This window comes from Massilia niastensis DSM 21313, from assembly GCF_000382345.1.
Taxonomy (GTDB): Bacteria; Pseudomonadota; Gammaproteobacteria; order Burkholderiales; family Burkholderiaceae_D; genus Telluria; species Telluria niastensis.
Genome location: NZ_KB908085.1, coordinates 24,352 through 46,875, shown reverse-complemented (window position 1 = coordinate 46,875; position 22,524 = coordinate 24,352). Strand labels below are relative to the sequence as shown.

Sequence of the window (22,524 nt, the reverse complement as noted above, 5' to 3'; positions counted from 1 at the left end):
CCGGGGGCGTCAGCCATCGGCCTTACTCGGCTTCGGAGTCGAGGTTAAGGTTGACGGCGCGAGCCGGCACGACGGTGGAAATGGCATGCTTGTAGACCATCTGGGTAACGGTATTACGAAGCAAAACGACGTATTGATCGAAGGATTCGATATGGCCCTGGAGTTTGATTCCGTTGACGAGATAAATCGAAACCGGGACATGTTCCTTGCGCAAGGCGTTGAGGAATGGGTCTTGTAACAGTTGCCCTTTGTTGCTCATAACAGCTCCGTAATGTTGTTGTAGTTTAAAAGTTGAGGCGTTTTGCCAGTTTTCAAGAGTCAAGGCCACATTCTGCTGTCGCGAATGAAAAGCCCTGAGCTACTGTAACCTGTTTTGCCGTTTTTTGTCGTGCCGCTACGTCCTATTTCTGCTCCTTGGCAAAAGGATTCTTGCCGCTACGCAGCTCAATGCGCAAGGGCGTCCCCACCAAGTTGAAGGTCTCGCGGAAATGTTTCTCCAAGTAACGCTTGTAAGGTTCGGTGATCCCTTCCAGCGCGTTGCCGTGGATGACGATGATCGGCGGGTTCTGGCCGCCCTGGTGCGCATAGCGCATCTTCGGACGGGTGCTGCCCTTGCGCTTCGGCTCCTGCTTCTCGACCGCTTCCTGCAGCGCGCGCGTCAGGCGCGGCGTCGACAGGTTGGCGGTCGCGGCCGCGTAGGCAGCTTCGACCGACTTCATCATCTGGGTCACGCCGGTGCCCTTCAGCGCCGAAATGAAATGGGTCTTGGCGAAGCCGAGGAAGTCGAGCTTGCGGTCGAGGTCGGTCTTGACCTGGTCGCGCTGGTCCGACTGCAGGCCGTCCCACTTGTTGACGACGACCACGAGCGCCCGGCCCGCTTCCAGGATGAAGCCGGCAATGTGTGCATCCTGCTCGGAAATATCCTGCTGCGCATCGAGCAAAAGAATGACGACGTTGGCGTCCGAGATCGACTGCATGGTCTTGACCACCGAGAACTTCTCGATCGCCTCGAAGATCTTGCCGCGGCGGCGGATGCCGGCGGTGTCGATCAGGGTGTAGTTCTTGCCGTCGCGCTCGAATGGCACCTCGATCGAGTCGCGGGTGGTGCCCGGCATGTCGAACGCGATCACGCGCTGCTCGCCGACCAGGGTGTTGATCAGGGTCGACTTGCCGACGTTCGGGCGGCCGACGATGGCGATCTTGATGCCGTGGTCGGCCGGCGCGAGCTCTTCCTCGTCGCCCGGGCGCTGGGCGAAGGCGATGTCGAGCGCTTCGCGCACCAGGTCGTGCACGCCGTCGCCGTGGGCGGCGGAAATGACGTACGGGTCGCCCATGCCGAGCTCGTAGAAGTCGGCGGTCACGGCGGTGTACTTCATGCCCTCCGATTTGTTAACCACGAGCATGACCTGACGGCCCGACTTGCGCAGGTAATCGGTGATGGTCTTGTCGTGCGGCGTCAGGCCCTGGCGGCCGTCGACGATGAACACGACGACGTCGGCTTCAGCCACGGCCTGGCGCGTCTGCAGCGCCATCTCGTGCATGATGCCTTCCTTGGCGACCGGTTCGAAACCGCCCGTGTCGATGACCAGGAATGGGCGGTCGCCGACCCGGCCTTCGCCGTAGTGGCGGTCGCGGGTCAGGCCAGGGAGGTCGGCCACGAGCGCGTCGCGCGAACGTGTCAGGCGATTGAACAGGGTCGACTTCCCGACATTGGGACGACCCACGAGTGCGATTACCGGCTTCATGTACTTATTCTATTCGACCGCGATGGCGGCCACAGTTCCATTTTGTGTTTGAAAAATCAGGTTCGAGCCGGCCACCACCGGCGAGCCCACGATCGGGCTCCCGTCGGTAGCGGCGCGAGCCAGGAATGTGCCGTCCTCGCGCGACAGGAAGTGCACGATGCCTTCGTAGTCGCCGACCGCCACTGCCCGTCCGTAGGAAACCGGGGTCGAGAGGCGGCGGAAGGACAGCTTGTCGTTCTTCCAGCTGCTGGCGCCCGTATCACGGGCGAATGCGTTCAGCGCGCCCTTCTCGTCCGGGGCGAAGACGAAGCGCTGGTCGACCGCGACGCCGACTTCGGAGGACAGCTCGCGGGTCCAGCGCGCCGAACCGGTGCTCAGGTCGAAGCAGCCCACGCGGCCCTGGTAGGACACGGCGCAGACGTCGTTCTCGAACACCGTCGGCGCGCCGCCGATGTCGGTCACGCGTTCCAGTTCGGTGGTGCCGCGCGCCACGCCGACCTCGACGTCCCAGCGCGGGGCGCCGGTGGCCAGGATCAGGGACGACAGCTTGCCGCCCGGCTGGGCGACGATCACGTCGGTGCCGGCGATCACCATGCCCGGCGCGATGCGCAGGGTCAGCGGCGGCGCGACCTTTTGCACGGTCCATTTCTTTTCGCCAGTCTTGGCGTCGAAGCCGACGATGCGGTTGTCGAGGCTGCGCGCCACGACGATGCCCTGCCCCACCACCGGCGCCGACAGGAGCTCGCTCGACAGCTGGGTCTTCCACAGCGCCTTGCCGTCCATGTCGAAGGCCAGCAGCATGCCGTCGGCGCCGCCGACGACGATCAGGTTGCCGTCGGTGCCGACACCGGCGGTCAGGTCGGTGCCGGCCTTGATCTTCCACAACTGGCGGCCGTTGGCGGCCTCGACGCGCGCGATGTCGCCGTCGGCGCCGGCCACCACCACGGTGTTGCCGGTCAGCGCAGGCGAGAACTGGTAGCCGCGCGCCTTGCCGATATCCAGCTTCCACGCGGTACGCACCGCCATCGACGCCTTCAGCTCGACCAGCTTGGCCGGCTGGTCGCCCTTTGGCTTGCCGGAGAAGGGATTGAGCGAACTGATGGTCGAGCAGCCCGTCATCAGGGCCAGTACACCAACACCAACGAGCTTCCTGCTAATACGCATATTCTTTTTACCTTGTTTCTGGACTCTGGACTATAGAGGGCGCAAAGCCCGCGCACACCCGAAGGCGCGCGCGGGCCGACTGATTCAGGGCTGTTACGCGGCTGCTTTCGGCTCAGCCGGGACGCTGCCGCCGATGGCTTCGAGCTTGATCTGGACCAGCTGGCGGCCCGGATTGTTCTTGTCCATGGCGGCCAGGGCCGCGACATAGGCCTGGCGCGCTTCGGCCAGCTTGTTCTGCGCGACCAGCACGTCGCCCTTGCGATCGTTCACTTCGGCGCTGAACTGCGGCAGGAATTCGCCGCCCAGCAGCTTCAGGGCCGCGTCGTAGGCTTTCTCGTCCAGCAGGACGCCGGCCAGGCGCAGGCGGGCGATCGACTTGTACTCGTCGTTGCCGTTGTCGGCCGCCCATTGCAGCTGGGCCTTGGCGGTCTTCAGGTCGTTCGCTTCGAATGCGGTCTTGGCCGCGGCCAGCGCGCTCATCTGGGAGTAGGCGGTGCCCTCGTACTTCTTCTGGAGGTCGCCGGCGATGCGCTGCACCTTGGCGTTGTCGTTCGCCAGCAGCGAGGCCTGCAGTTCGTCGTACAGGGCCGAGGCTTCGACGGCCTGGGTACGCTTGTGCGAGCCCCAGAAATTCCAGGCGGCGTAGGAACCGAGCGCCAGGATCAGCACCCAGGTGATGATATTGCCGTACTTGGACCAGAAGGCCTTGAAGGATGCTATCTGTTCCTGTTCTTCGAGATCGTATGCCATGTGTCTGTTCGTGCCTGCGCTTTTATTGGTTTAACAGTGGATCGGTTCCGGTGCTGCCTGCGAATTGCTTCCTGCTTGTTACGGATGGTAATGCACGTGCTCGTGGTCATGGTCGTGGCCGCCCACGATCTGGTCGACCAGGTAGTCGACCACGTCCTCGAACGGCACGCTGGACTGCTGCTGCTCGCCGGCTTCGCCGCGCATCGACTTGACCGCCGCGGCCTTGTTCGCCACTTCGTCCTCGCCGATGATCACGGCAAATGCCGCGCCGCTGCCGTCGGCCTTCTTCATCTGGCTCTTGAAGCTGCCAGCACCGCTCGGCGTTGCGCAATGTAACACAACATCCAGGCCGGCATCCCGAATCCGCTCGGCCAGGATGAAGGCCTGCATCTGCGCTTCCTCGCCCTGGTGGACCATGTAGACGTCGCACTGGTTCGGCTCGGCCGGCTCGCCGGCCGCCTTCATCAGCTCGATGATGCGCTCCATGCCCATCGCGAAACCGACCGCCGGGGTCGGCTTGCCGCCGAAGGTCTCGATCAGCGGATCGTAGCGGCCGCCGGCGCAGATGGTGCCCTGCGAGCCGAGCTCGTCGGTGACCCACTCGAACACGGTGCGGTTGTAGTAGTCCAGGCCGCGCACCAGGCGCGGGTTGATCGTGTACTGCACCGCGTTGCGGTCGAGGATCTTCTTCAGGCCGTCGAGGTGGGCCATCGATTCCTCGCCCAGGTAGTCGAGCAGGCGCGGGGCGCCGTTGACCATTTCCTGCATCGCCGGGTTCTTGGTGTCGAGGATGCGCAGCGGGTTGCTGTGCAGGCGGCGCTTGGCTTCCGCATCGAGGATGTCGGCATTCTTCTCGAAGTAGGCGATCAGGTCGACGCGGTGGCGCAGGCGCTCGTCGGCGTTGCCGATCGAGTTCAGTTCCAGGCGCACGTTGGCGATGCCCAGGTCGTCCCACAGGCGGCGGCACAGCATGATCAGCTCGGCGTCGATGTCCGGGCCGGAGAAGCCGACCGCTTCCGCGCCGAACTGGAAGAACTGGCGGTAGCGGCCGCGCTGCGGACGCTCGTGGCGGAACATCGGGCCCTTGTACCAGAGGCGCTTCGGACCATCGTAGACCAGGTTATGCTCGAGCACCGCGCGCACCACGCTGGCCGTGCCTTCCGGGCGCAGGGTCAGGGCGTCGCCGTTCATCGAGTCGGTGAAGGAATACATTTCCTTCTCGACGATGTCGGTGACGGCGCCGATGGCGCGCGCGAACAGGCCGGTTTCCTCGACGATCGGGGTGACGATCTTCTGGTAGCCGTAGCTCTTCAGGATCGTTTCGGTGGTGTTCTCGAACAGTTCCCACAGCGGCGCATCGGCCGGCAGGATGTCGTTCATGCCTTTGACGGCAAGGATTTTTTCTGGTTTGGACATTGTTATACCTTCAGTATCTGCTCGCGCCCAGGCCTGCGGCGCTTATTGCGCCACGGCCTCGCGGCTATAGTTCTTCTTGACGTAATCCAGCACGATGGTCTTGAACTCGTCGACGATGCGCTCGCCGCGCAGGGTCGCGAACTTCTGGCCATCGACGAACACCGGCGCGGCCGGCGACTCGCCGGTACCCGGCAGGCTGATGCCGATGTTGGCGTGCTTCGACTCGCCCGGACCGTTCACGATGCAGCCCATCACCGCCACGTTCATCGCTTCCACGCCCGGATAGGTCTTCTTCCACTCCGGCATCTGCTCGCGCAGGAAGGTCTGGATGTTGTCGGCCAGTTCCTGGAACACGGTCGAGGTGGTGCGGCCGCAGCCCGGGCAGGCGATCACCATCGGGGTGAACTTGCGCAGGCCCATGGTCTGCAGGATTTCCTGGCCGACCACCACTTCCCTGGTGCGGTCGCCGCCCGGTTCCGGGGTCAGCGAGATGCGGATGGTGTCGCCGATGCCTTCCTGCAGCAGCACCGCCAGCGCGGCGGTCGAGGCCACGATGCCCTTGCTGCCCATGCCGGCCTCGGTCAGGCCCAGGTGCAGCGGGTAGTCGCAGCGGCGCGCCAGTTCGCGGTAGACCGCGATCAGGTCCTGCACGCCCGACACCTTGCACGACAGGATGATCTTGTCGCGCGCCAGGCCGACTTCTTCGGCGCGCACGGCGTTCTCGATCGCCGAGGTGATCAGGGCTTCGTACATCACGGCCTGGGCGCTCCACGGCGTGGCGCGCGAGGCGTTCTCGTCCATGATGCGCGCCAGCAGCGACTGGTCCAGGCTGCCCCAGTTGACGCCGATGCGCACCGGCTTGTCGTATTTCGCGGCGATCTCGATCATCTGGGCGAACTGGGTGTCGCGCTTGGCGCCCTGCCCCACGTTGCCCGGGTTGATGCGGTACTTCGACAGCGCCTGGGCGCACTCGGGATAGTCGCGCAGCAGCAGGTGGCCGTTGTAGTGGAAGTCGCCCACCAGCGGCACGTCGACCTCCATGCGGTCGAGCTGTTCGCGGATCGCCGGCACGGCCGCCGCCGCCGCCGGCGTGTCGACCGTGATGCGCACGATCTCGGAACCGGCGCGCGCCAGTTCCTTGACCTGGATCGCGGTGCCGATCACGTCGGCGGTGTCGGTGTTGGTCATCGACTGCACCACCACCGGCGCGTCGCCGCCCACCCAGACCTGGCGCGCGCCATGCGCGACCAGCACCTTGCGGCGGGCGCTGCGCGCCAGCGGGCCGGACGGGATCGGACCGGCGAGGCAGGCTTCGTTCAGGGAAGTCATCTGTTCCATGGTTCGCTTATTTCAGTGCGACACGCGCGTAAGTCTTGCCCGGCGCCAAGGGCAGCTCGACGCCCGAGCCGCGCAGGCTTGCCGATACGGCCGAGGGCTTGCCGACCACCAGGTTCACCGGCTCGGCCAGTTCGAAGCTCTCGGTGCTGCCGGCCTTGACCAGGCGCGCGATCAGCGCACGGCGGTCCTTCGCGGTACGCACTTCGATCCAGGAATCTTCGCGCACGTTCAGGACCAGGGTGTTCGTGCCGGCCGCGGCCGGTACTGCGGAGACCGTCGCGGCGGTTCCCGAGGCAGGTACCGCTGCGGGCGGGACGCCTGCCGGGCTTGCCGGCGCGGCGCCAGGAACGGCGGCGCCCGGAGGCGTTGCCGGCGGCGTGGCCGGCGCCGCGCCGGGAGTGGTCGCCGGAGCGGCCGGCGCCGCGCCCGGGGCCGTCGCCGGTGCGGTGCCGCCCGGCGCCGGCACCGAGATCAGCGGCACCGAGGGATTGTGGACCGGTTCCTGCGCGCCGCTGGCCGGTGCGCCGGCGGCCGGCGCCTCGAGCACGGTGCCGCCAGGCGTCGCCAGGCCGTCGGCCGGATTGGCGTCGCCCTGCGGCTGGCTGGCGCCGATCAGGCCGAACTGCCAGGCCGCGGCCGCGGCGGCAGCCACCACCACGGCGGCGGCGATCCAGCCCAGCGGCACGCGGTTGCGCTTGCCGCCGATCGGGAAGCGGGTTTCGTTGAAGGCGGCCGGGCGCTGCTCGCGGCGCGCCATCGGGGCGCCTGCCTGGGCCTGCGGCGGCATGTTCAGCTCGATCATCGCCACCAGCGGCGCGGCGTCGATCTTGAGCAGCTTGGCGTAGGCGCGCACGAAGCCGCGCGTCACGGCCGGGCTGGGCAGCGACGCATAGTCGCCGGCTTCCAGCGCCACCACCTGGCGCGGCGCCAGTTTCAGCTGGTCGGCCACCTGCTCCACGGTCCAGCCCAGCGTTTCGCGCTGGGACTGCAGGGTCTTGCCCGGAATGCCGGAGTTGTTGCCTGGTGCGGCCGGCTGGTCTGCATGCTCGTTCATTGCTGTCTCACTCATCAAATGCTCCGCGCTCGAACGCCGCGTACTCGGTCGAACCCGGGAAGCGGCGACGCAGCTGGGCGGCCAGGGTCGCTTCATGGGTCCGGTCGCCGAGCTTGCGCTGGACGCGCATGGCAAGCCACAGCGCGTCGGCCGACAGCGCATCGAGTTTCGCTGTGTCGATCAGGCGGTTAATGAAAAAACCGGCGCGTTGATAATCGCGCCGCTCGAAGTAGATCCGTGCAAGGCCAAGGTTGCTGGCCTGCAGGTCGGGGTTGAAACGCAAGGCATCGAGCAGGTAGCGCTCGGCCGCGTCGAAATTCCTGTTCTTGATGCTGCACACGCCCGCGTTCACGAGGGCGCTCACCGGCGTCGCATACGCCGGATTCCGGATCGCCGTGTCGAAATAGCGCATCGCCTGGCCCGGCTTGTTCATCGACTGGCACAGGAAGGAGCCGTAGTTGTTCGACAGGTCCGGATTGCCCGGCGCAATGCGCAGGGCGTGCTGGTAATTCTCGTCGGCCAGCGGCAGCTGGCCCATGGCTGTGTAGATCAGCGCGCGCAGGCCATAGGCCTCGGCGTAGTCGGGATCGGCCGCGATCGCCTGCTTGACTTCGTCGAGGGCGATGTCGTACTTGCCGTCCTGGTAATAGCCGACCGCGAGCTGCACGCGGATGCCCGCGCGCTTCTCGGCCGGGGTCTGGTCGGAGGCGGTCTTGAGTTCGCCGCTGCCGGCACCGGGGCCGGCGCAGGCGGCCAGCAGGAACAGGGCAGACGCGGCGAAGGTCGCGGCGGCAATGCGGCCGGCGGCGCGGACCATCAGGAAGGAATCTCCACGATGCGCCCGAAGTCGGCGCCGAACTTCTTCTGGTACTCGGCCATCTTTTCCATGCGCTGGGCGACACGGGTGCGGTCCTGCACCTCGCCGGCCAGCTGGCCGCAGGCGGCGTCGATGTCGTCGCCGCGGGTCTTGCGCACCGTGGTCACGATGCCGGCGTCCATCAGCACCTGGGCGAAGGCCTTGATGCGCGGGTTCTTCGAGCGGGTCAGGCCCGATTCCGGGAACGGATTGAACGGAATCAGGTTGAACTTGCAGTTCACGCCCACTTCGGGATCGTTGACCAGCGCGATCAGTTCGCGTGCGTGCTCGTCGCTGTCGTTGAAGCCGTCGAGCATGCAGTATTCGAAGGTGATGAAGTCGCGCGGGGCGAATTCCAGGTAGCGCTTGCACGCGGCCAGCAGCTCGCGCAGCGGATATTTCTTATTCAGCGGCACCAGGATGTCGCGCAGCGGATCGTTCGACGCGTGCAGCGACACCGCCAGCGCCACCGGGACTTCCTGGGACAGCTTGTCGATGTTCGGCACCACGCCCGAGGTCGACAGGGTCACGCGGCGGCGCGACAGGCCGTAGGCGTTATCGTCGAGCATCAGCTTGAGCGCGGTGGCGGTCGGCTCGAAGTTCAGCAGCGGCTCGCCCATGCCCATCATCACCACGTTGGTGATCTGGCGCTCGCCCTTCGGACCCGGCTCGATGCCCTTGGTCTTGCGCAGCTCGAACTCGGCCATCCACAGCTGGCCGATGATTTCGGCGACCGTCAGGTTGCGGTTGAAGCCCTGCTTGCCGGTCGAGCAGAAGCGGCAGTTGACGGCGCAGCCGGCCTGGGTCGAGATGCACAGCGTGCCGCGGTTCTCTTCCGGGATGAACACGGTCTCGACCGCGTTGCCGTCGCCGACGTCGACCAGCCACTTGCGGGTGCCGTCGGACGAGGTGTGGTCGCTGATGATGTCCGGCGCGCGCACTTCCGCGCGCGTCTTGAGCTTTTCGCGCAGCGACTTGGCCAGGTCGGTCATGCTGTCGAAGTCCGACGCACCGAACTGGTGGATCCAGCGCTGCAGCTGTTTTGCACGGAACGGCTTCTCACCCAATTCGGCGCAATACGCGACGAGTTGCGCGGGATCGAAGTCCAGCAGGTTGGTGAGAGTCGTCATGGCTAGATTCCTATAATTCAAATTCCCGCTCGCGCCAGTCCTGGACCGCGGGCGAGCGGGTTACGCAATCATCAGTCGGGCTGAACGCCCGCTCCGATTAACGCGAGTAGACGTTCAGTGCTGGGAAGAAGTAAGCGATTTCCACAGCGGCGGTTTCGGCAGCGTCCGAACCGTGAACGGCGTTGGCGTCGATCGAATCGGCGAAGTCAGCGCGGATGGTACCGGCTTCGGCCTTCTTCGGGTCGGTGGCGCCCATCAGGTCACGGTTCTTGGCAATCGCGCCTTCGCCTTCCAGCACTTGCACCATCACCGGGCCCGAGATCATGAAATCGACCAGGTCCTTGAAGAACGGACGGGCAGCGTGCACGGCGTAGAAGCCTTCGGCTTCGGCGCGCGACAGCTGGGTCATGCGAGCAGCAACCACCTTCAGGCCAGCGCCTTCGAAGCGGCTATAGATTTGGCCGATCACGTTTTTTGCAACTGCGTCCGGCTTGATGATGGACAGGGTGCGTTCGATTGCCATGTAAAAACTCCAATAAAAAGAAAGGTTTAAATCGAGAACTTTGGGACTCAATCAACCTTTAATTTTACCATACATCCCCCATATATCGGATATTGCGTCAGTGACAAGCTAAGTGGTAGAGTGACGGCGAAAATCCGTCCCGCTTCATCCCCGCCTAAGCCAGCCGGGGTATGCTGTCAGTGACGCATCCTTTTACCAACCGGAGGCAATATGTTCCCTAATACGCAACAACCACGCACTATAGACCTGACCAAAGGCGGCCAGGTAACGCGCAACAAGGTGTTGCGCAATACGTACTGGCTGCTCGCGCTGTCGATGATCCCCACCGTCCTGGGCGCCTATATCGGCGTGTCCATGGAACTGCCGATGCTTAGCGGCGGCATGGGCTTCGTCATCTTCCTCGCGATTGCGTTCGGGTTCATGTTCGCCATCGAAAAAACCAAGCACTCGGCGGCCGGCGTCGCGGTCCTGCTCGGCTTCACCTTCTTCATGGGCCTGATGCTGACCCCGCTGCTGCGCCACACCCTGGGCTACACCAACGGCGGCAGCCTGATCATGACCGCCTTCGGCGGCACCGCGGCCGTGTTCGCCGTGATGGCCAGCATCGCCACCACCAGCAAGCGCGATTTCTCGGGCATGGGCAGCTGGCTGATGGCCGGCGTGGTGATCCTGCTGCTGGCGGTCGTGGCGAATATCTTCCTGCAGATGTCGGCACTGTCGATCGTGATCTCGGTCATGGCGATCGGTATCTTCTCGGCCTTCATCCTGTTCGACGTGCAGCGCATCATCAACGGCGGCGAAACCAACTACATCAGCGCGACCCTGGCGATCTACCTGGACGTCTACAACATCTTCACCAGCCTGCTGCAACTGCTGGGCATTGCCGGCGGCGACCGCGACTAAGCGCCCTCCCCGCTGACGACAAAGCCGACCTTCGGGTCGGCTTTTTTATGTCCGCCGGAACCGGCGGGGTGGCCGGCAAACCGGCCCACCCCGCCAGGCTGTCAGGCCTCCGGCGCGCCCTCGGCGATGGCGACCGCCTTCTCGTCGAACTCGACGCTGCGCGACGGCTTCGCGCCCAGCTCGAACACCCCGATCGACTCGACGTGCGAGGTATGCGGGAACATGTTGACCACCCCCGCCTTCTTCATCACATAGCCGGCCTTGTGCACCAGGATCCCGGCGTCGCGCGCCAGGGTCGACGGGCTGCACGACACGTAGACGATCCGCTGCGGCATCAGCTCCTCATGGGTCTCGCGCAGTTCGGCTAGCGCCAGCGACAGCGCCATCGCGCCGTCGCGCGGCGGGTCGATCAGCATGCGGTCGAACCTGCCCAGCGCGACCAGGTCGTCCTTGCTCACTTCGAACAGGTTGCGGGTCGAGAACGAGGTCTTGTCCGCCAGGCCGTTGGCCTTCGCATTGTCCAGCGCGCGGGTGGTCAGGGCGGTGCTGCCTTCGATGCCCACGACTTCGCGCGCCTGGGTGGCGAGCGGCAGGGTGAAGTTGCCGAGGCCACAGAACAGGTCGGCCACGCGCTCGTCCTTCTGCACGTCCAGCAGGCGCAGCGCCTTCGACACCAGCACGCGGTTGATGTGGTGGTTCACCTGGGTGAAGTCGGTCGGCTTGAACGGCATGCGGATGCCGAACTCGGGCAGCAGGTAGTACAGCTCCTTGCCGAGCGGGTAGTACGGATAGGCGGTGTCCGGGCCCTTCGGCTGCAGCCACCACTGGATGTTCCACTTGTCGGCGAAGGCCTTGACCAGCTCCTCGTCCTTCGGGCTCAAGGGGGCCATGATGCGCAGCACCAGCACCGTGCTTTCCTCGCCGATCGCCACCTCGATCTGCGGCATCTGGTTGTAGATCGACAGCGCGCCGATCAGCTCGCGCAGCGGCACCAGCATGGCGGCCACGTGGTCCGGCAGGATCTCGCAGGTCGTGATGTCGGCCACATAGGACGAGCTGCGCTCGTGGAAGCCGACCAGCACCCCGCCCTTCTTGGCCACATGGCGCACCGACAGGCGCGCGCGGTAGCGGTAATCCCAGGTCGGGCCATACATCGGGCGCATGATGTTCTCCGGCTTGACCTTGCCGAGGTGCCACAGGTTGTCCTCGAGGACGCGCTGCTTCATGGCGACCTGGGCCGTCGGCTCCAGGTGCTGCATCGAGCAGCCGCCGCAGTAGCCGAAATGCTTGCATTTCGGCTCGACGCGCATCGACGAGGCGCGCTGCAGGGTGAGCATGCGGCCCGATTCCCAGTTCTTCTTCTTGCGCAGCGTTTCGAAGCTGACACGTTCGCCCGGCAGTGCGCCTTCGACGAAAATCACCTTGCCCGGCGTGCCGTCCTCATTCTCGAGATGGCCGACGCCGCGCGCGTCGTTGTCGAGGGCTTTGATGTCGATAAAAGTTTCTTGCATGGTGACAGAGAGATGGGAATGGACGCCGGGTAAGCATTCGGCCGGCGGCGCAGACGCTCGTGGCCCGCGCGGGAAGACGGCGGAGCCGTCGCAAACAAAAAATGGCCGATTCCGGCCCGGCGGGCATCATAGCAAGGAATCGGATGGGGCGCTACCGGGAGGGTGGTTTTGCCCGGCTACCAGGCGATCACAGCAACGAGTCCCGCACCACCCCGCGCGCCGCCATCGCCCGCTTGAGCTTGACCAGCGCCTCCTGCTGGATCTGGCGCACCCGCTCGCGCGTCACGCCCATCTCCTCGGCCAGGGTCTCGAGCGTGGCCGGATCGTCGTTGTCGAGCCCGAAGCGCCGCGTCACCACCAGCCGCTGCTTGTCGGGCAGCCGCCCCAGCCAGTCGCGCACCAGGGTCGTCATCTCGTGCTGCTCGGCGCGCGCATCGGGACTGTCCTCGCCGTCGTCGGGCAGCATGTCCATCAGGCTCGACTGCGGATCGTTGTCGAGCGGCGCATCGAGCGAGGTGGCGTGCTCGGACAGGGTCAGGATATCCTGCACCTCTTCCACCGGCCGTCCGACCAGGCTGGCGATGTCCTCGGCCGCGGCGTCCTTGCCGTCGTGCTTTTGCGCTTCGAGGTGGTACTTGGCGCGCAGCACCTGGTTCAGCTCGCGCACCATGTGCACCGGCAGGCGCACGGTGCGCGCCTGGTTCATGATCGCGCGCTCGATGCTCTGGCGGATCCACCAGGTCGCGTAGGTCGAGAAGCGGAAGCCGCGCTCGGGCTCGAACTTGTCGATGGCCCGCATCAGGCCGATGTTGCCTTCCTCGATCAGGTCGAGCAGCACCACGCCGCGGTTGATGTAGTGCTTGGCGATCGAGACCACCAGGCGCAGGTTGTGCTCGATCATCTTCTGGCGCGAGGCGAAATCGCCCGCCTTGGCCAGGGTGGCGAAATGCGTCTCTTCCGTCGCCGTCAGCAGGGGACGGGCGCCGATCTGGTTCAGGTAGTGCTGGGTGGTGTCGGTCGCGAGCTCGGCCTGCAAGACCTTGCGCAGTTCGTCGACCGTGTCGATCTCGGCCGTGCCGGGAAGGATTTCCTCCCGCTCGGCGCCATTGGTCGCAAGCACGCCCTCGCTTTCCGGTTCGTCCGGAAACTCGTCCGAAGCGTCGTGGTCCAGCGAGTGCGGCGGCTGCGTCATACCCTTCCTATCGTCCGGGCAGGAACCTCGCCGGATCGACGGGCTTGCCCTGTTGACGGATCTCGAAATGCAACTTGACCAGGTCAGCATCCGAATCGCCCATTTCGGCGATCACCTGGCCCTTGGCCACGTTATCGCCTTCCTTGACCACAATCTTTCGATTATGTGCATAGGCGGACAACAGGCTGTTGCTGTGCTTGACGATGACGAGGTTACCATATCCTCGGATACCGCTGCCAGCATACATTACCTTGCCCGCGCCGGCAGCGACAACCTGCTGGCCCATCTTGCCGGCAATATCGATGCCCTTGTTCTTGCCTTCGTCGAAAGTCGCGATGATGCGGCCGTCGGATGGCCACATCCAGCTCAGTTTTTCATCGTCGACGATCACGCTGCCGCCGACAGGCACGGACGGGGCCGGTGCGACCGGCGGCGCCACGGCGTCGGCGCGCGGCGAGGTTTCCCTGGTCTCGGCGACCGTCGCTTCGCTGTACGGCTTCTTGTCGGCGCGCGGCGCGGTCTTGCGCGGCACGGCCGGGGTCGCCGGCGGCGGCGTCGGCACCGGCTGGGTCTGGACGGCGGCGCTGCGCTCGTTCTGCGTCACGCGCAGCACCTGGCCGACCTTGATGTCGTCCGGGTCGCGCAGGTTGTTCCAGGCGACCAGGTCGCGGTAGTTCTGGCCATGGTCCAGCGCGATGCGCAGCAGCGTGTCGCCGCGGCGCACGGTGTAGGTGCCGCGCTCGTCCTGCTTCGGTTCCTCGGCGCGCGCCGGCGCCGGGGCCGGACGGGTGTGGTTCGCGGTCGCGGGACGCTCGGTGACCGGCGCCTGGCGGGTGGTGGAAGTACAGCCGGCCACGAGGCCGAGGATGATCGTCAGTAGGGCTAAACGAGGTGCTTGTTTCATTGTCATTCTAATGGTCTGGTCGACATACGGGCGGAGTCCCTGGCGGGCTCCGTCAGATGGTGCCCGGGCGCAGCGGCACGAAGTGGCAGGCTTCCAGCGTTTCGCTGGCCCACTCGGATTTGCCAATGCGGGTAATGCGGTGCAAATGCTGGACCTGGGCGCCCACGGGAGCGACGAGGCGCGCTCCGATGGCCAGCTGCTCGAGCAGGGCCCGCGGCACCTCGAGCCCGGCGGCTGCGAGGATGATGCCGTCGAAAGGCGCAACCTGGGGCAGCCCCAGCATACCATCGCCGTACTGCAAACGGAGGTTGGAAATACGCAGCGGCCGCAAATTGGTCTTCGCGAGCTCGTGCAGCGGCTTGATTCGCTCGATGGAATACACCTCCTTCGCGACGAAGGACAGGACCGCGGCCTGGTAGCCGCAGCCGGTGCCGATCTCGAGCACGCGTCCCAGTTCGCCACCGGCGCGCATGGCCTCGATCATGCGCGCGACGATGTAGGGCTGGGAAATCGTCTGGTTGTGGCCGATCGGCAGGGACGCATCGATGTACGCCTGGGCCGACAGGGCCGGTTCGATGAACAGGTGGCGCGGCACGATCTCCATCGCGCCCAGCACCTTCGGGTCGGCCACGCCCTGGCGCGCCACCTTGGCCACCATGGCGCGGCGCACCGCTTCGGTGGCCATCAGGTCGGAACGCTGCGGCGTCGGCGCGCTCGGCGCCCGGGTCTGGGCGTAGCCGGGCGGACGCGGCGCCGGGCCGGGGGCCTGGGGCGGCTTGGCGGCGCCGCCGCTGACGGCGGTGCGCGCCGCATTCTGGGTCGCGGTCTGGGGCGTGGCGACGGTGACGGGCGCGCCCGGCTTGCGGGCGGGACTGGTCACCGACGACAGCGGGAGCGGGAAATTGCTGCGCTGGTCTTTCATGCGATTCCCTGCGCCAGCAGTTCGAGCTGGCTCCGATGGGTCAGGTCCACCTGCAGCGGCGTGATCGACACGCGGCCCTGCGAAGTGGCGTGGAAGTCGGTCCCCTCGCCCGCGTCGCGGCAGGCGCCGGGCGCGCCGATCCAGAAGATCTCGCGGCCGCGCGGGTCGTGCGAACGGATCACCGGCTCGGCCTGGTGGCGCCGGCCGAGGCGCGTGGGGGTCAGCGGCCCGATTTCCTCGTACGGCAGGTTCGGGATGTTCACGTTCAGCAGGTAGGGCGACGGCAGCATGTCGAAGCGGCGCTCGACGATCTCGCGCGCCACGCGCGCGGCGGCGTCCACATGCGCCCAGCCGGAATGGACCTGCGAAAAAGCGATCGCCGGGATGCCGAACAGGTAAGCCTCGGTGGCCGCGGCGACAGTGCCCGAATACAAGGTGTCGTCGCCCATGTTCTGGCCATTGTTGATGCCGGAAACGACCAGGTCGGGCGGGCTGTTCGACATGCCGGTCAGTGCGATGTGCACGCAATCGGTCGGCGTACCGTTGACAAAATAGAAACCATTAGCAGCCTTCTGGACCGACAGCGGACGGTCCAGCGACAACGAGTTCGACGCGCCCGACCGGTTACTGTCGGGAGCGACCACCACGATCTCGGCGATCGTGGCAAGGGCCTCCGCCAGCGCGTTGATACCAGGCGCCAGGTAGCCGTCGTCGTTACTGATAAGAATTCGCATCCCGCGATTTTACCTGAAGCAACGGTCTTATCGATCTTTTGCCGCGAGAATTTCACATTTTGGAAGCGGTTCCCGCCACGATCCGGACAGCATCGCGGTCATTTTGGCAATCCTGATCATGCCATTCCGGCCAAAACGTGTAGATCAGGCCAATATTCTGCCTGAGTCCGGGCCCCATGGCATCCCGGCGCGCACCAGGCTGCGCGTGCAGGATGGGATGTCGTTTGGTTAACTCATGGCGCGGCCGGGTGGCGGATGCAGGCAGCCCGGGCCTCCCTGTCCGGATGCCCGGCGCCGGGATGGCGCTCGCGGGTGCGCGCCAGCGATTCCTGGATGCTGCGCACCGCCGCCAGGTCGCCCTGCGCGGCCAGGATCTCGGCCAGCGCTTCGCGCGCGCCCAGGGTGGCGGCGGCATCGGGGCCGTCGTGGCGTTCGCGCGCGCGCAGCACGGCCTCGAGCAGGCGCCGTGCATTGCCCAGCTCGCCCGTTTCGCCCATCAGCTGGGCCAGGCGCTGGCCGCAGCGCAAGCTGTCCTGGTGCTCGGCGCCCTGCCGGCTGCGGCGGGTATCGAGCACCCGCTCGCACAGCACCCGCGCACGGCTGTATTCGTGCTGCAGCGCCAGGCTGGCGGCGAGGTCCTCGAGGCTGTCGAGGGTGGCGGGATGCTCGTCGCCCAGCGCGCGTTCGCATGCGGCGATGACCTGTTCGTGCAGCGCCAGCGCGCGTTCGGCTTCGCCGAGGCAGCCCAGCACCCGCGCCAGCCGGGAGCGCGCGCCCAGAGTGTCGGGATGGTCGGGCCCGAGCTGCCGGGTGCATGCCTGGGCCAGCAGCTCGAGCTGGCGGCGCGCCTCCTGCAGGGCGCCCGTTTCGAGCAGGAGCGAAGCCAGCGCGGCGCGCGCGCCGCGGGTAGCCGGATGCTCGCCGCCGAGGACGCCTTCACGCACGACCAGGCTCTCTTCGAGGCAGGCGCGCGCCTCCGCGCCGCGCCGCTCGCGCCGGCACAATTCGCCGAGCTGGGCCAGCGCGTCGGCCAGCGCCAGCGGGGCCACCACGGCGCCGCCTTCCGCCGCACGGGCGCGGGACATGGCCGCGCGCAGCCGGATCTCTTCGAGCGACTGCCAGGGAAAATGGCCCGGCGCCACCCATTCGGCAAGCAGGCCGGCCAGCTGCGCCAGCGCGCGCCGGTCGCCGCCCGGCCCCATGGTGGACAGCGCATCGGCGAGCGGCAACTGGAGTTCGTCGAAACAGCTGTCGAGATTCACGCGCGGCCAGCCGTAGCAGGCGCGCAGCAGGCTTTCCAGGCGCGGCTGGTAGCCGGGCACGCCCTTGCGGGCGTCGCCGCGCCGCCAGCGCAGGCAGGGGTCGCTGCGTGCGCCGTCCGGCGCGCAGGCGAGCGGATAGGCGAGCAAGGGCCGCTGCTCGTCCTCGTGGCTGCAGCGGTAGTCGATGGCGCGCCGCACGGCGCCTTCCAGCCCCTCGATGCTGCCGGGGGCCGGCGTGAACAGGCCGACCAGGCGGTCGGGCAGCAGCGTGGTGCAGACGCTGGCCGCCGGCGAGCGTCCCGGGCCGCTGGCGACGAGCACATGCGAGAAGTGGCGCGCCATGCGCGCCGCGAAGCGCCGGAACAACGCCGGGCAGGCGTCGAACAGGGCTTCCCAGTCGAGCCGGCGGGCGCGCTCGGCGTAGTCGCCGTCGAAGCGTCCCGCGCGCATCAGGTAGAGCGGACGGCGCCCGTCGGCGCGTTCGAGATGGGCGCGCCACGCCACCGCGTCGAGCACCTGCTCGGCCAGCGCCTCGCCACGCTCCCTGCGCTCCCCGCCGCTGCGGCGCAGTTGCGCCCGGCAAGCCTCGAAGAATTCGAGCAGCCCGGGCTGGGTGGACGGCGCGTCGAGGCCGGGTTCGATGGCGGCATCGGGAGGCGGGTCGACATGGCGGTGCAGTGCGGGCGCATCGAGGTCCCAGTCGATCACCAGGACCGGCGCGGCCGCCGCGCCGCCCGCCAGCCGCAGGGCGAGCGCGGACAGCATCGCGTTGCGCGCCGCGCCTCCCTCGTACGCATAGAAGGTCGTCACCGCGCCGGACGTGGCCAGCGGCGGCAGGGCAATGCCGTTGTGCCCCATGGTGCTCCTCGTGTGCTTTTTATTTTGGGAATGCCAGCTCTGGAAGTTCGCGCCATTCGGGTGGGACATCGGGGAGCACGAATTGGTTGCAGTCGTGGCCGGGCGGGGTGGTCTTTTTCTGGTATTCGTAATGGGTCGCGATCCGCTTGACCATCTTGTCGATGTCGGGAAGGAAGTCGGGATTCGACTTGAGGTCGGCCGTGGCCATCGTGAAATGGGAAAAATCGACATACAGGCTGGATTCGGTGATCTGGCGCGGCAGCGAATCGGGATGGCGTGTCATGATCACGGGGATGATCAGGTGGCTGGGCAAGGCATACCAGCGGCTGCGCTCGGCTTCGATCTGGCGCATGGCCGCGTATTCGCGCCGCGTATAGGGGTGGGCCTCGTACTTCGGCGTATAGATGAGTATCATGCAGACGCTCTCGCACATGGCGCGCGCGATCTTGCGGTCGAGGTCGTCGCCACCGCCCAGCTGCTCGGTATCGACGAACAGCTCGTCTTCGTTGTCGAAGTAGGGTTCGAGGTAACAGCGCAAGGCGTCGGCCAGGGCCGACTTGAACCGCTTCATCAGCTCGTGTCGGCCATGCGCATAACTGAAGAAACAACCATATCGGATCGCCATCCCTTCCCCCGGTTCCAGGCGCCGAGCGGCGTGCTCGCACTTCCCGACTCTAGCGCGCCGTTCCCCGGCCGCCTTGCGGGCGCACAAGCGTACCGGACGCGGCAGTGCGGGCGGGAGGTATCCTTCCCTGGGGCGTCTCGCCCCTTACATCAATCTGGAGAACAACAATGAAAGCGATACGCTGCAAGGACTGGGGCGAGCCCGACGACCTGGTGCTGGACACCCTGCCCGACCTGGTCCCGGGTCCCGGCGAGGCCGTGGTGGACGTGAAGGCGGCGGGCGTGAACTTTCCGGACGTGCTGACGGTACAAGGCAAGTACCAGATGCGCCCCGACCTGCCCTTCACGCCCGGCAATGAGTTCGCCGGCACCGTGCGCGCGGTCGGCCCCGGCGTGACCGCCTTCGCGCCGGGCCAGGCGGTGATCGGCTTCACCCGTACCGGCGCGTTCGCCGAACAGGCGCTGGCGCCAGTCGATTCGCTGCTCGCGATGCCGCCCGGCATGGATTTCGACACGGCCGCGGCCATCACCCTGACCTACGGCACCTCGTACCACGCGGTGGCGGACCGCGGCGCGCTGCAGCCGGGCGAGACCATGCTGGTGCTGGGCGCGGCGGGCGGCGTCGGCCTGGCGGCGATCGAGATCGGCAAGGCGCTCGGCGCGCGCGTGATCGCGGCCGCGTCCAGCGACGACAAGCTGGCGGTGTGCAAGGCGCACGGCGCGGATGAACTGATCAACTACGAACGCCAGGATCTGCGCGAGGCCATCAGGGCCGCGACGGCGGGACGCGGTCCGGACCTGATCTACGATCCGGTCGGCGGGCCGTACAGCGAGCCGGCCCTGCGCTCGATCGCCTGGCGCGGCCGCCACCTGGTGGTCGGGTTCGCGGCGGGCGAGATTCCGCGCCTGCCGTGGAACCTGATGCTGCTGAAAGGCGCCTCGGTGGTGGGCGTGTTCTGGGGCGACTTCACGCGCAAGGAGCCGCAGGCGCATGCGGCGGCGATGCAGCGGCTGACCGACTGGATGGCGGAGGGAACACTCAGGCCGCTGGTATCGGCCCGTTATCCGCTGGCCGATACCGCGCGCGCCCTGAACGACATGGCGGCGCGCAAGGTCGTGGGAAAGATCGTGATCCAGCCCTGAGCAGTAGCGTGGGCGGATCTCCCGCCCACGTTACGCACCGCCGGTTTCGGCGGCTGCGCCCGGCTGGAAGAACCCGAGCACGTCCGCCTGCACCCGGGTGCGGCGGAACGGCGGCAAGCTCTGCCAGATGCGGCGCCCGTAAGGCTTGGTGATGAGGCGCGGATCGCAGATCATCAGCACGCCCCGGTCCTCGACGTCGCGGATCAGGCGTCCCGCGCCCTGCTTGAGGGTGATGATCGCTTCCGGCAACTGGTGATGCATGAAGCCGTTCATGCCCTGCTTCTCCATCACCTCGATGCGCGCCGCGAGCACCGGATCGTCCGGCGGCGCGAACGGCAGCTTGTCGATGATGACCAGCGACAGCGCCTCGCCGCGCACGTCGACGCCTTCCCAGAAGCTCTGGCTGCCGACCAGCACGGCATTGCCGGCGTTGCGGAAGGAATCGAGCAGCTCGGTGCGCCCGCGCTCGCCCTGCACGAACAGCGGGAATTCAAGGCCGCGCGCCTCGAACTCGGCGCGCAGGCGCTCGGCCACGCGATTCACCGCCCTGATGGTCGTGCACAGGAAGAAAGTGCGCCCGCCCGCCGCCTCGATCACCGGCAGCGCGCAGTCGACCACGGCGTCGGTATAGCCCATCGAGTTCGGCTCCGGCAGCCCGGTCGGCACGTACAGGATGCCCTGCTCCTGGTAGTCGAACGGGCTCGGCCAGGTCTTGGCCGGCTCGCCGGTCAGGCCCAGCTGGTCGGAGAAATGCTTGAAGTCGTTCTTCACCGCCAGGGTCGCCGAGGTGAAGATCCAGCTGCGCGGCGTACCCTCGCGCTGGCTGGAGAAGATCGGGGCGATCGACAGCGGCGTCTTGTGCAGCTGCAGCGACGAGGAAAACGCCTCGACCCACAGCACGGCCGCCTCGCCGGCGGCGGACTTGGGGTCCGGCTTCCAGGCCTCGTAGGCCGCGGCGATCTCGAGTGCGCGCACGCGGCACTGTTCCAGCGTCTCGGCGCGCGCGGCGTTTTCTTCGAGCACGGTGATCATGCCGGACAGCTCTTTTTTGAGCGTGTCGAGGGCCGGGAAGAATTGCGAGGTCGGCAGGATCTGCGGCAGCGACAGGCGCATGCTGTCCTGGCCGAAGGCCAGGCGCAGGTCGCGCGCGGCCTTCTCGAGCACCGTGACCACCTTGGCCCAGTCCGGACCGCTGCGCGCATGCGCCAGGCCTTCGGCCAGCACGTCGCGGCACAGTTCCAGCACCTGCGAGGTCGACACCGACTGGCCGAAGAACAGGGTGGCGGTGTCGGGCAGCTGGTGCGCCTCGTCGAAGATGATGGTGTTGGCGGACGGCAGCAGCTCGGCCACGCCGGTGTCCTTCAGCGCCACGTCGGCGAAGAACAGGTGGTGGTTGACCACCACGACGTCGGCCTGCTGGGCTTCGCGGCGCGCCTTCATCACGAAGCAGTCCTGGTAGTACTGGCACTCGGCGCCCACGCAGTTCTCGCGGGTCGAGGTGACCAGGTTCCAGATGGTGGCCGTTTCCGGCACCTTGGCCAGCTCGGCCTTGTCGCCCGAGTTCGTCATCTTGATGAAACGCGAGATCTCGCGCAGGTGGCCGACGTCGTCGCGCGAGGTCAGGCGGCCGTTCTGCAGGGTGCGCTCGAGATTGTAATGGCAGACATAGTTGGCGCGGCCCTTGAGCAGGGCCACCGAGACCGGGGCGCGCAAGGCGGCGCGCACGGTCGGGATGTCGCGCAGGAACAGCTGGTCCTGCAGGTTCTTGGTGCCGGTCGAGATGACGGTCTTGCCGCCCCACAGCAGGGCCGGGACGAGGTAGGCAAAGGTCTTGCCCGTGCCGGTGCCGGCCTCGGCCATGAGGACCTGCTGGTCGGCAATCGCCTGGGCGATCGCCTTGGCCATCTCGGTCTGGGACTGGCGCGGCTTGAAGGTACCGACGGCGGGCGCGAGCGGACCTCCGGCTCCGAACAGGCGGTCGAGCTCGGCGTCATACTTGCCAGCGGGTGCAGCGGCCTCCACGGCGCCATCGAATGGCACGGCTCCGGCCGGTTCTGCGGCTGGGCCGGGAACTGGGAGATGATCGGTCAAAATAGGTGTGTCGGTGTGGCCATTGTTTAGGCCGGGATATCGGGCACCAGCTGCATCTTCAGCAGCGTAATATGGTCTTTGAGCTGCAGTTTACGCTTTTTCAGCCGGCGCAACTGTAACTGGTCGGCATGACCATCGGCCGTCAGCATGGATATGACAGCGTCGAGGTCGCGATGTTCCACGTCGAGTTCAATAATACGGCGCTGGATATCGTGGACGTCGATCATGATGTCTGTTCCAAACAGTTTTGCTTGTTGCGTTTCGGGAAAATGGGCGATCCGGCGGTCCGGCGCCTTGGCGGCGCCAGTTGCGCGGCGGTCGGCAAGCCGGCGGTTTTTGTGTCGGAAGTCGTAATGGCTTGCAACACTGCGGCTTCTCGGTGCATAGTTTAATCTACGCTGAGG

Annotated in this window: 21 protein-coding genes; 2 read left to right on the top strand and 19 right to left on the bottom strand. The window is 66.6% G+C overall.

Annotation, left to right across the window (positions count from 1 at the left end; genetic code table 11):
• Window positions 1-22: 22 nt before the first annotated feature.
• From hfq to ndk, 10 genes are all read right to left on the bottom strand, one after another.
• Entirely contained in the window at window positions 23-259 is a 237-nt protein-coding gene (gene hfq, locus H162_RS33135; protein ID WP_026354376.1) for an RNA chaperone Hfq, read from the bottom strand.
• A gap of 142 nt (window positions 260-401) precedes the next feature.
• The gene (gene der, locus H162_RS0107815; protein WP_020652900.1) at window positions 402-1,745 is read right to left on the bottom strand and encodes a ribosome biogenesis GTPase Der; all 1,344 of its coding nucleotides are present in this window, start codon (window positions 1,743-1,745) and stop codon (window positions 402-404) included.
• Between the two features lie 9 nt (window positions 1,746-1,754).
• A complete protein-coding gene (gene bamB, locus H162_RS0107810; RefSeq protein ID WP_026354375.1) occupies window positions 1,755-2,909 on the bottom strand; it encodes an outer membrane protein assembly factor BamB in 1,155 nt (384 codons plus the stop codon).
• Window positions 2,910-3,002: 93 nt separating this feature from the next.
• A complete protein-coding gene (locus H162_RS0107805) occupies window positions 3,003-3,659 on the bottom strand; it encodes a YfgM family protein (RefSeq protein ID WP_020652898.1) in 657 nt (218 codons plus the stop codon).
• A 78-nt stretch (window positions 3,660-3,737) separates the two neighbouring features.
• Window positions 3,738-5,075, bottom strand: a complete 1,338-nt coding sequence (gene hisS, locus H162_RS0107795) for a histidine--tRNA ligase (RefSeq protein WP_026354374.1) — start codon at window positions 5,073-5,075, stop codon at window positions 3,738-3,740.
• A 42-nt stretch (window positions 5,076-5,117) separates the two neighbouring features.
• Entirely contained in the window at window positions 5,118-6,413 is a 1,296-nt protein-coding gene (ispG, locus tag H162_RS0107790; protein WP_020652896.1) for a flavodoxin-dependent (E)-4-hydroxy-3-methylbut-2-enyl-diphosphate synthase, read from the bottom strand.
• 7 nt (window positions 6,414-6,420) lie between these two features.
• Window positions 6,421-7,467 (bottom strand): RodZ domain-containing protein, encoded by a 1,047-nt coding sequence (locus H162_RS0107785; protein ID WP_020652895.1) that lies wholly within the window; start codon window positions 7,465-7,467, stop codon window positions 6,421-6,423.
• Window positions 7,468-7,474: 7 nt separating this feature from the next.
• Window positions 7,475-8,284 carry a type IV pilus biogenesis/stability protein PilW gene (pilW, locus tag H162_RS0107780; RefSeq protein ID WP_020652894.1) on the bottom strand — a complete coding sequence of 270 codons (810 nt, stop codon included), beginning with the start codon at window positions 8,282-8,284 and terminating at the stop codon, window positions 7,475-7,477.
• Complete coding sequence (gene rlmN, locus H162_RS0107775) at window positions 8,284-9,453, bottom strand: dual-specificity RNA methyltransferase RlmN (RefSeq protein WP_020652893.1); 1,170 nt, start codon at window positions 9,451-9,453, stop codon at window positions 8,284-8,286. Before rlmN ends, pilW begins: the two co-directional genes overlap by 1 nt.
• A 97-nt stretch (window positions 9,454-9,550) precedes the next feature.
• Window positions 9,551-9,976, bottom strand: a complete 426-nt coding sequence (gene ndk, locus H162_RS0107770; protein WP_020652892.1) for a nucleoside-diphosphate kinase — start codon at window positions 9,974-9,976, stop codon at window positions 9,551-9,553.
• A gap of 210 nt (window positions 9,977-10,186) precedes the next feature.
• Here ndk and H162_RS0107765 point away from each other — a divergent pair, with 210 nt between their 5' ends.
• Window positions 10,187-10,879, top strand: a complete 693-nt coding sequence (locus H162_RS0107765; protein WP_040786801.1) for a Bax inhibitor-1/YccA family protein — start codon at window positions 10,187-10,189, stop codon at window positions 10,877-10,879.
• A 101-nt stretch (window positions 10,880-10,980) separates the two neighbouring features.
• On the opposite strand, the gene rlmD is transcribed toward H162_RS0107765, so the two are convergent.
• The 7 genes from rlmD to H162_RS0107730 form a co-directional block, all read right to left on the bottom strand.
• Window positions 10,981-12,390: a 23S rRNA (uracil(1939)-C(5))-methyltransferase RlmD gene (rlmD, locus tag H162_RS0107760; protein WP_020652890.1), complete on the bottom strand. Its 1,410-nt coding sequence runs from the start codon at window positions 12,388-12,390 to the stop codon at window positions 10,981-10,983.
• Between the two features lie 187 nt (window positions 12,391-12,577).
• A complete protein-coding gene (rpoS, locus tag H162_RS0107755; protein WP_371846843.1) occupies window positions 12,578-13,672 on the bottom strand; it encodes an RNA polymerase sigma factor RpoS in 1,095 nt (364 codons plus the stop codon).
• Window positions 13,590-14,486: a peptidoglycan DD-metalloendopeptidase family protein gene (locus tag H162_RS0107750; RefSeq protein ID WP_026354371.1), complete on the bottom strand. Its 897-nt coding sequence runs from the start codon at window positions 14,484-14,486 to the stop codon at window positions 13,590-13,592. Before H162_RS0107750 ends, rpoS begins: the two co-directional genes overlap by 83 nt.
• A 52-nt stretch (window positions 14,487-14,538) precedes the next feature.
• Window positions 14,539-15,408: a protein-L-isoaspartate(D-aspartate) O-methyltransferase gene (locus H162_RS0107745; RefSeq protein WP_020652887.1), complete on the bottom strand. Its 870-nt coding sequence runs from the start codon at window positions 15,406-15,408 to the stop codon at window positions 14,539-14,541.
• Window positions 15,405-16,142 (bottom strand): 5'/3'-nucleotidase SurE, encoded by a 738-nt coding sequence (gene surE, locus H162_RS0107740; protein ID WP_020652886.1) that lies wholly within the window; start codon window positions 16,140-16,142, stop codon window positions 15,405-15,407. The genes H162_RS0107745 and surE overlap by 4 nt, the downstream gene beginning before the upstream one ends.
• A gap of 233 nt (window positions 16,143-16,375) precedes the next feature.
• Window positions 16,376-18,262, bottom strand: coding sequence for a tetratricopeptide repeat protein (locus H162_RS0107735; RefSeq protein WP_020652885.1), 1,887 nt, complete (start codon window positions 18,260-18,262; stop codon window positions 16,376-16,378).
• Between the two features lie 19 nt (window positions 18,263-18,281).
• Window positions 18,282-18,887 carry a toll/interleukin-1 receptor domain-containing protein gene (locus H162_RS0107730; RefSeq protein ID WP_026354370.1) on the bottom strand — a complete coding sequence of 202 codons (606 nt, stop codon included), beginning with the start codon at window positions 18,885-18,887 and terminating at the stop codon, window positions 18,282-18,284.
• Between the two features lie 167 nt (window positions 18,888-19,054).
• Here H162_RS0107730 and H162_RS0107725 point away from each other — a divergent pair, with 167 nt between their 5' ends.
• On the top strand, window positions 19,055-20,029 hold the full coding sequence (locus H162_RS0107725; RefSeq protein ID WP_020652883.1) for an NADPH:quinone oxidoreductase family protein: 975 nt from the start codon (window positions 19,055-19,057) through the stop codon (window positions 20,027-20,029).
• Window positions 20,030-20,059: 30 nt separating this feature from the next.
• Here H162_RS0107725 and yoaA read toward each other — a convergent pair whose 3' ends face one another.
• Entirely contained in the window at window positions 20,060-22,120 is a 2,061-nt protein-coding gene (yoaA, locus tag H162_RS0107720) for a DNA repair helicase YoaA (RefSeq protein WP_026354369.1), read from the bottom strand.
• 26 nt (window positions 22,121-22,146) lie between these two features.
• Entirely contained in the window at window positions 22,147-22,347 is a 201-nt protein-coding gene (locus H162_RS0107715; RefSeq protein WP_020652881.1) for a YdcH family protein, read from the bottom strand.
• Window positions 22,348-22,524 lie beyond the last annotated feature (177 nt).

Coding starts and splice junctions, on each gene's coding strand:
- hisS (WP_026354374.1), bottom strand. CDS start 5,075: ATGTCCAAACCAGAAAAAATCCTTGCCGTCAAAGGCATGAACGACATC.
- bamB (WP_026354375.1), bottom strand. CDS start 2,909: ATGCGTATTAGCAGGAAGCTCGTTGGTGTTGGTGTACTGGCCCTGATG.
- rlmN (WP_020652893.1), bottom strand. CDS start 9,453: ATGACGACTCTCACCAACCTGCTGGACTTCGATCCCGCGCAACTCGTC.
- H162_RS0107745 (WP_020652887.1), bottom strand. CDS start 15,408: ATGAAAGACCAGCGCAGCAATTTCCCGCTCCCGCTGTCGTCGGTGACC.
- der (WP_020652900.1), bottom strand. CDS start 1,745: ATGAAGCCGGTAATCGCACTCGTGGGTCGTCCCAATGTCGGGAAGTCG.
- H162_RS0107750 (WP_026354371.1), bottom strand. CDS start 14,486: ATGAAACAAGCACCTCGTTTAGCCCTACTGACGATCATCCTCGGCCTC.
- ispG (WP_020652896.1), bottom strand. CDS start 6,413: ATGGAACAGATGACTTCCCTGAACGAAGCCTGCCTCGCCGGTCCGATC.
- surE (WP_020652886.1), bottom strand. CDS start 16,142: ATGCGAATTCTTATCAGTAACGACGACGGCTACCTGGCGCCTGGTATC.
- H162_RS0107805 (WP_020652898.1), bottom strand. CDS start 3,659: ATGGCATACGATCTCGAAGAACAGGAACAGATAGCATCCTTCAAGGCC.
- H162_RS0107765 (WP_040786801.1), top strand. CDS start 10,187: ATGTTCCCTAATACGCAACAACCACGCACTATAGACCTGACCAAAGGC.
- pilW (WP_020652894.1), bottom strand. CDS start 8,284: ATGGTCCGCGCCGCCGGCCGCATTGCCGCCGCGACCTTCGCCGCGTCT.
- H162_RS0107785 (WP_020652895.1), bottom strand. CDS start 7,467: ATGAACGAGCATGCAGACCAGCCGGCCGCACCAGGCAACAACTCCGGC.
- hfq (WP_026354376.1), bottom strand. CDS start 259: ATGAGCAACAAAGGGCAACTGTTACAAGACCCATTCCTCAACGCCTTG.
- H162_RS0107715 (WP_020652881.1), bottom strand. CDS start 22,347: ATGATCGACGTCCACGATATCCAGCGCCGTATTATTGAACTCGACGTG.
- ndk (WP_020652892.1), bottom strand. CDS start 9,976: ATGGCAATCGAACGCACCCTGTCCATCATCAAGCCGGACGCAGTTGCA.
- H162_RS0107730 (WP_026354370.1), bottom strand. CDS start 18,887: ATGGCGATCCGATATGGTTGTTTCTTCAGTTATGCGCATGGCCGACAC.
- H162_RS0107735 (WP_020652885.1), bottom strand. CDS start 18,262: ATGGGGCACAACGGCATTGCCCTGCCGCCGCTGGCCACGTCCGGCGCG.
- rpoS (WP_371846843.1), bottom strand. CDS start 13,672: ATGCTGACCTGGTCAAGTTGCATTTCGAGATCCGTCAACAGGGCAAGC.
- H162_RS0107725 (WP_020652883.1), top strand. CDS start 19,055: ATGAAAGCGATACGCTGCAAGGACTGGGGCGAGCCCGACGACCTGGTG.
- rlmD (WP_020652890.1), bottom strand. CDS start 12,390: ATGCAAGAAACTTTTATCGACATCAAAGCCCTCGACAACGACGCGCGC.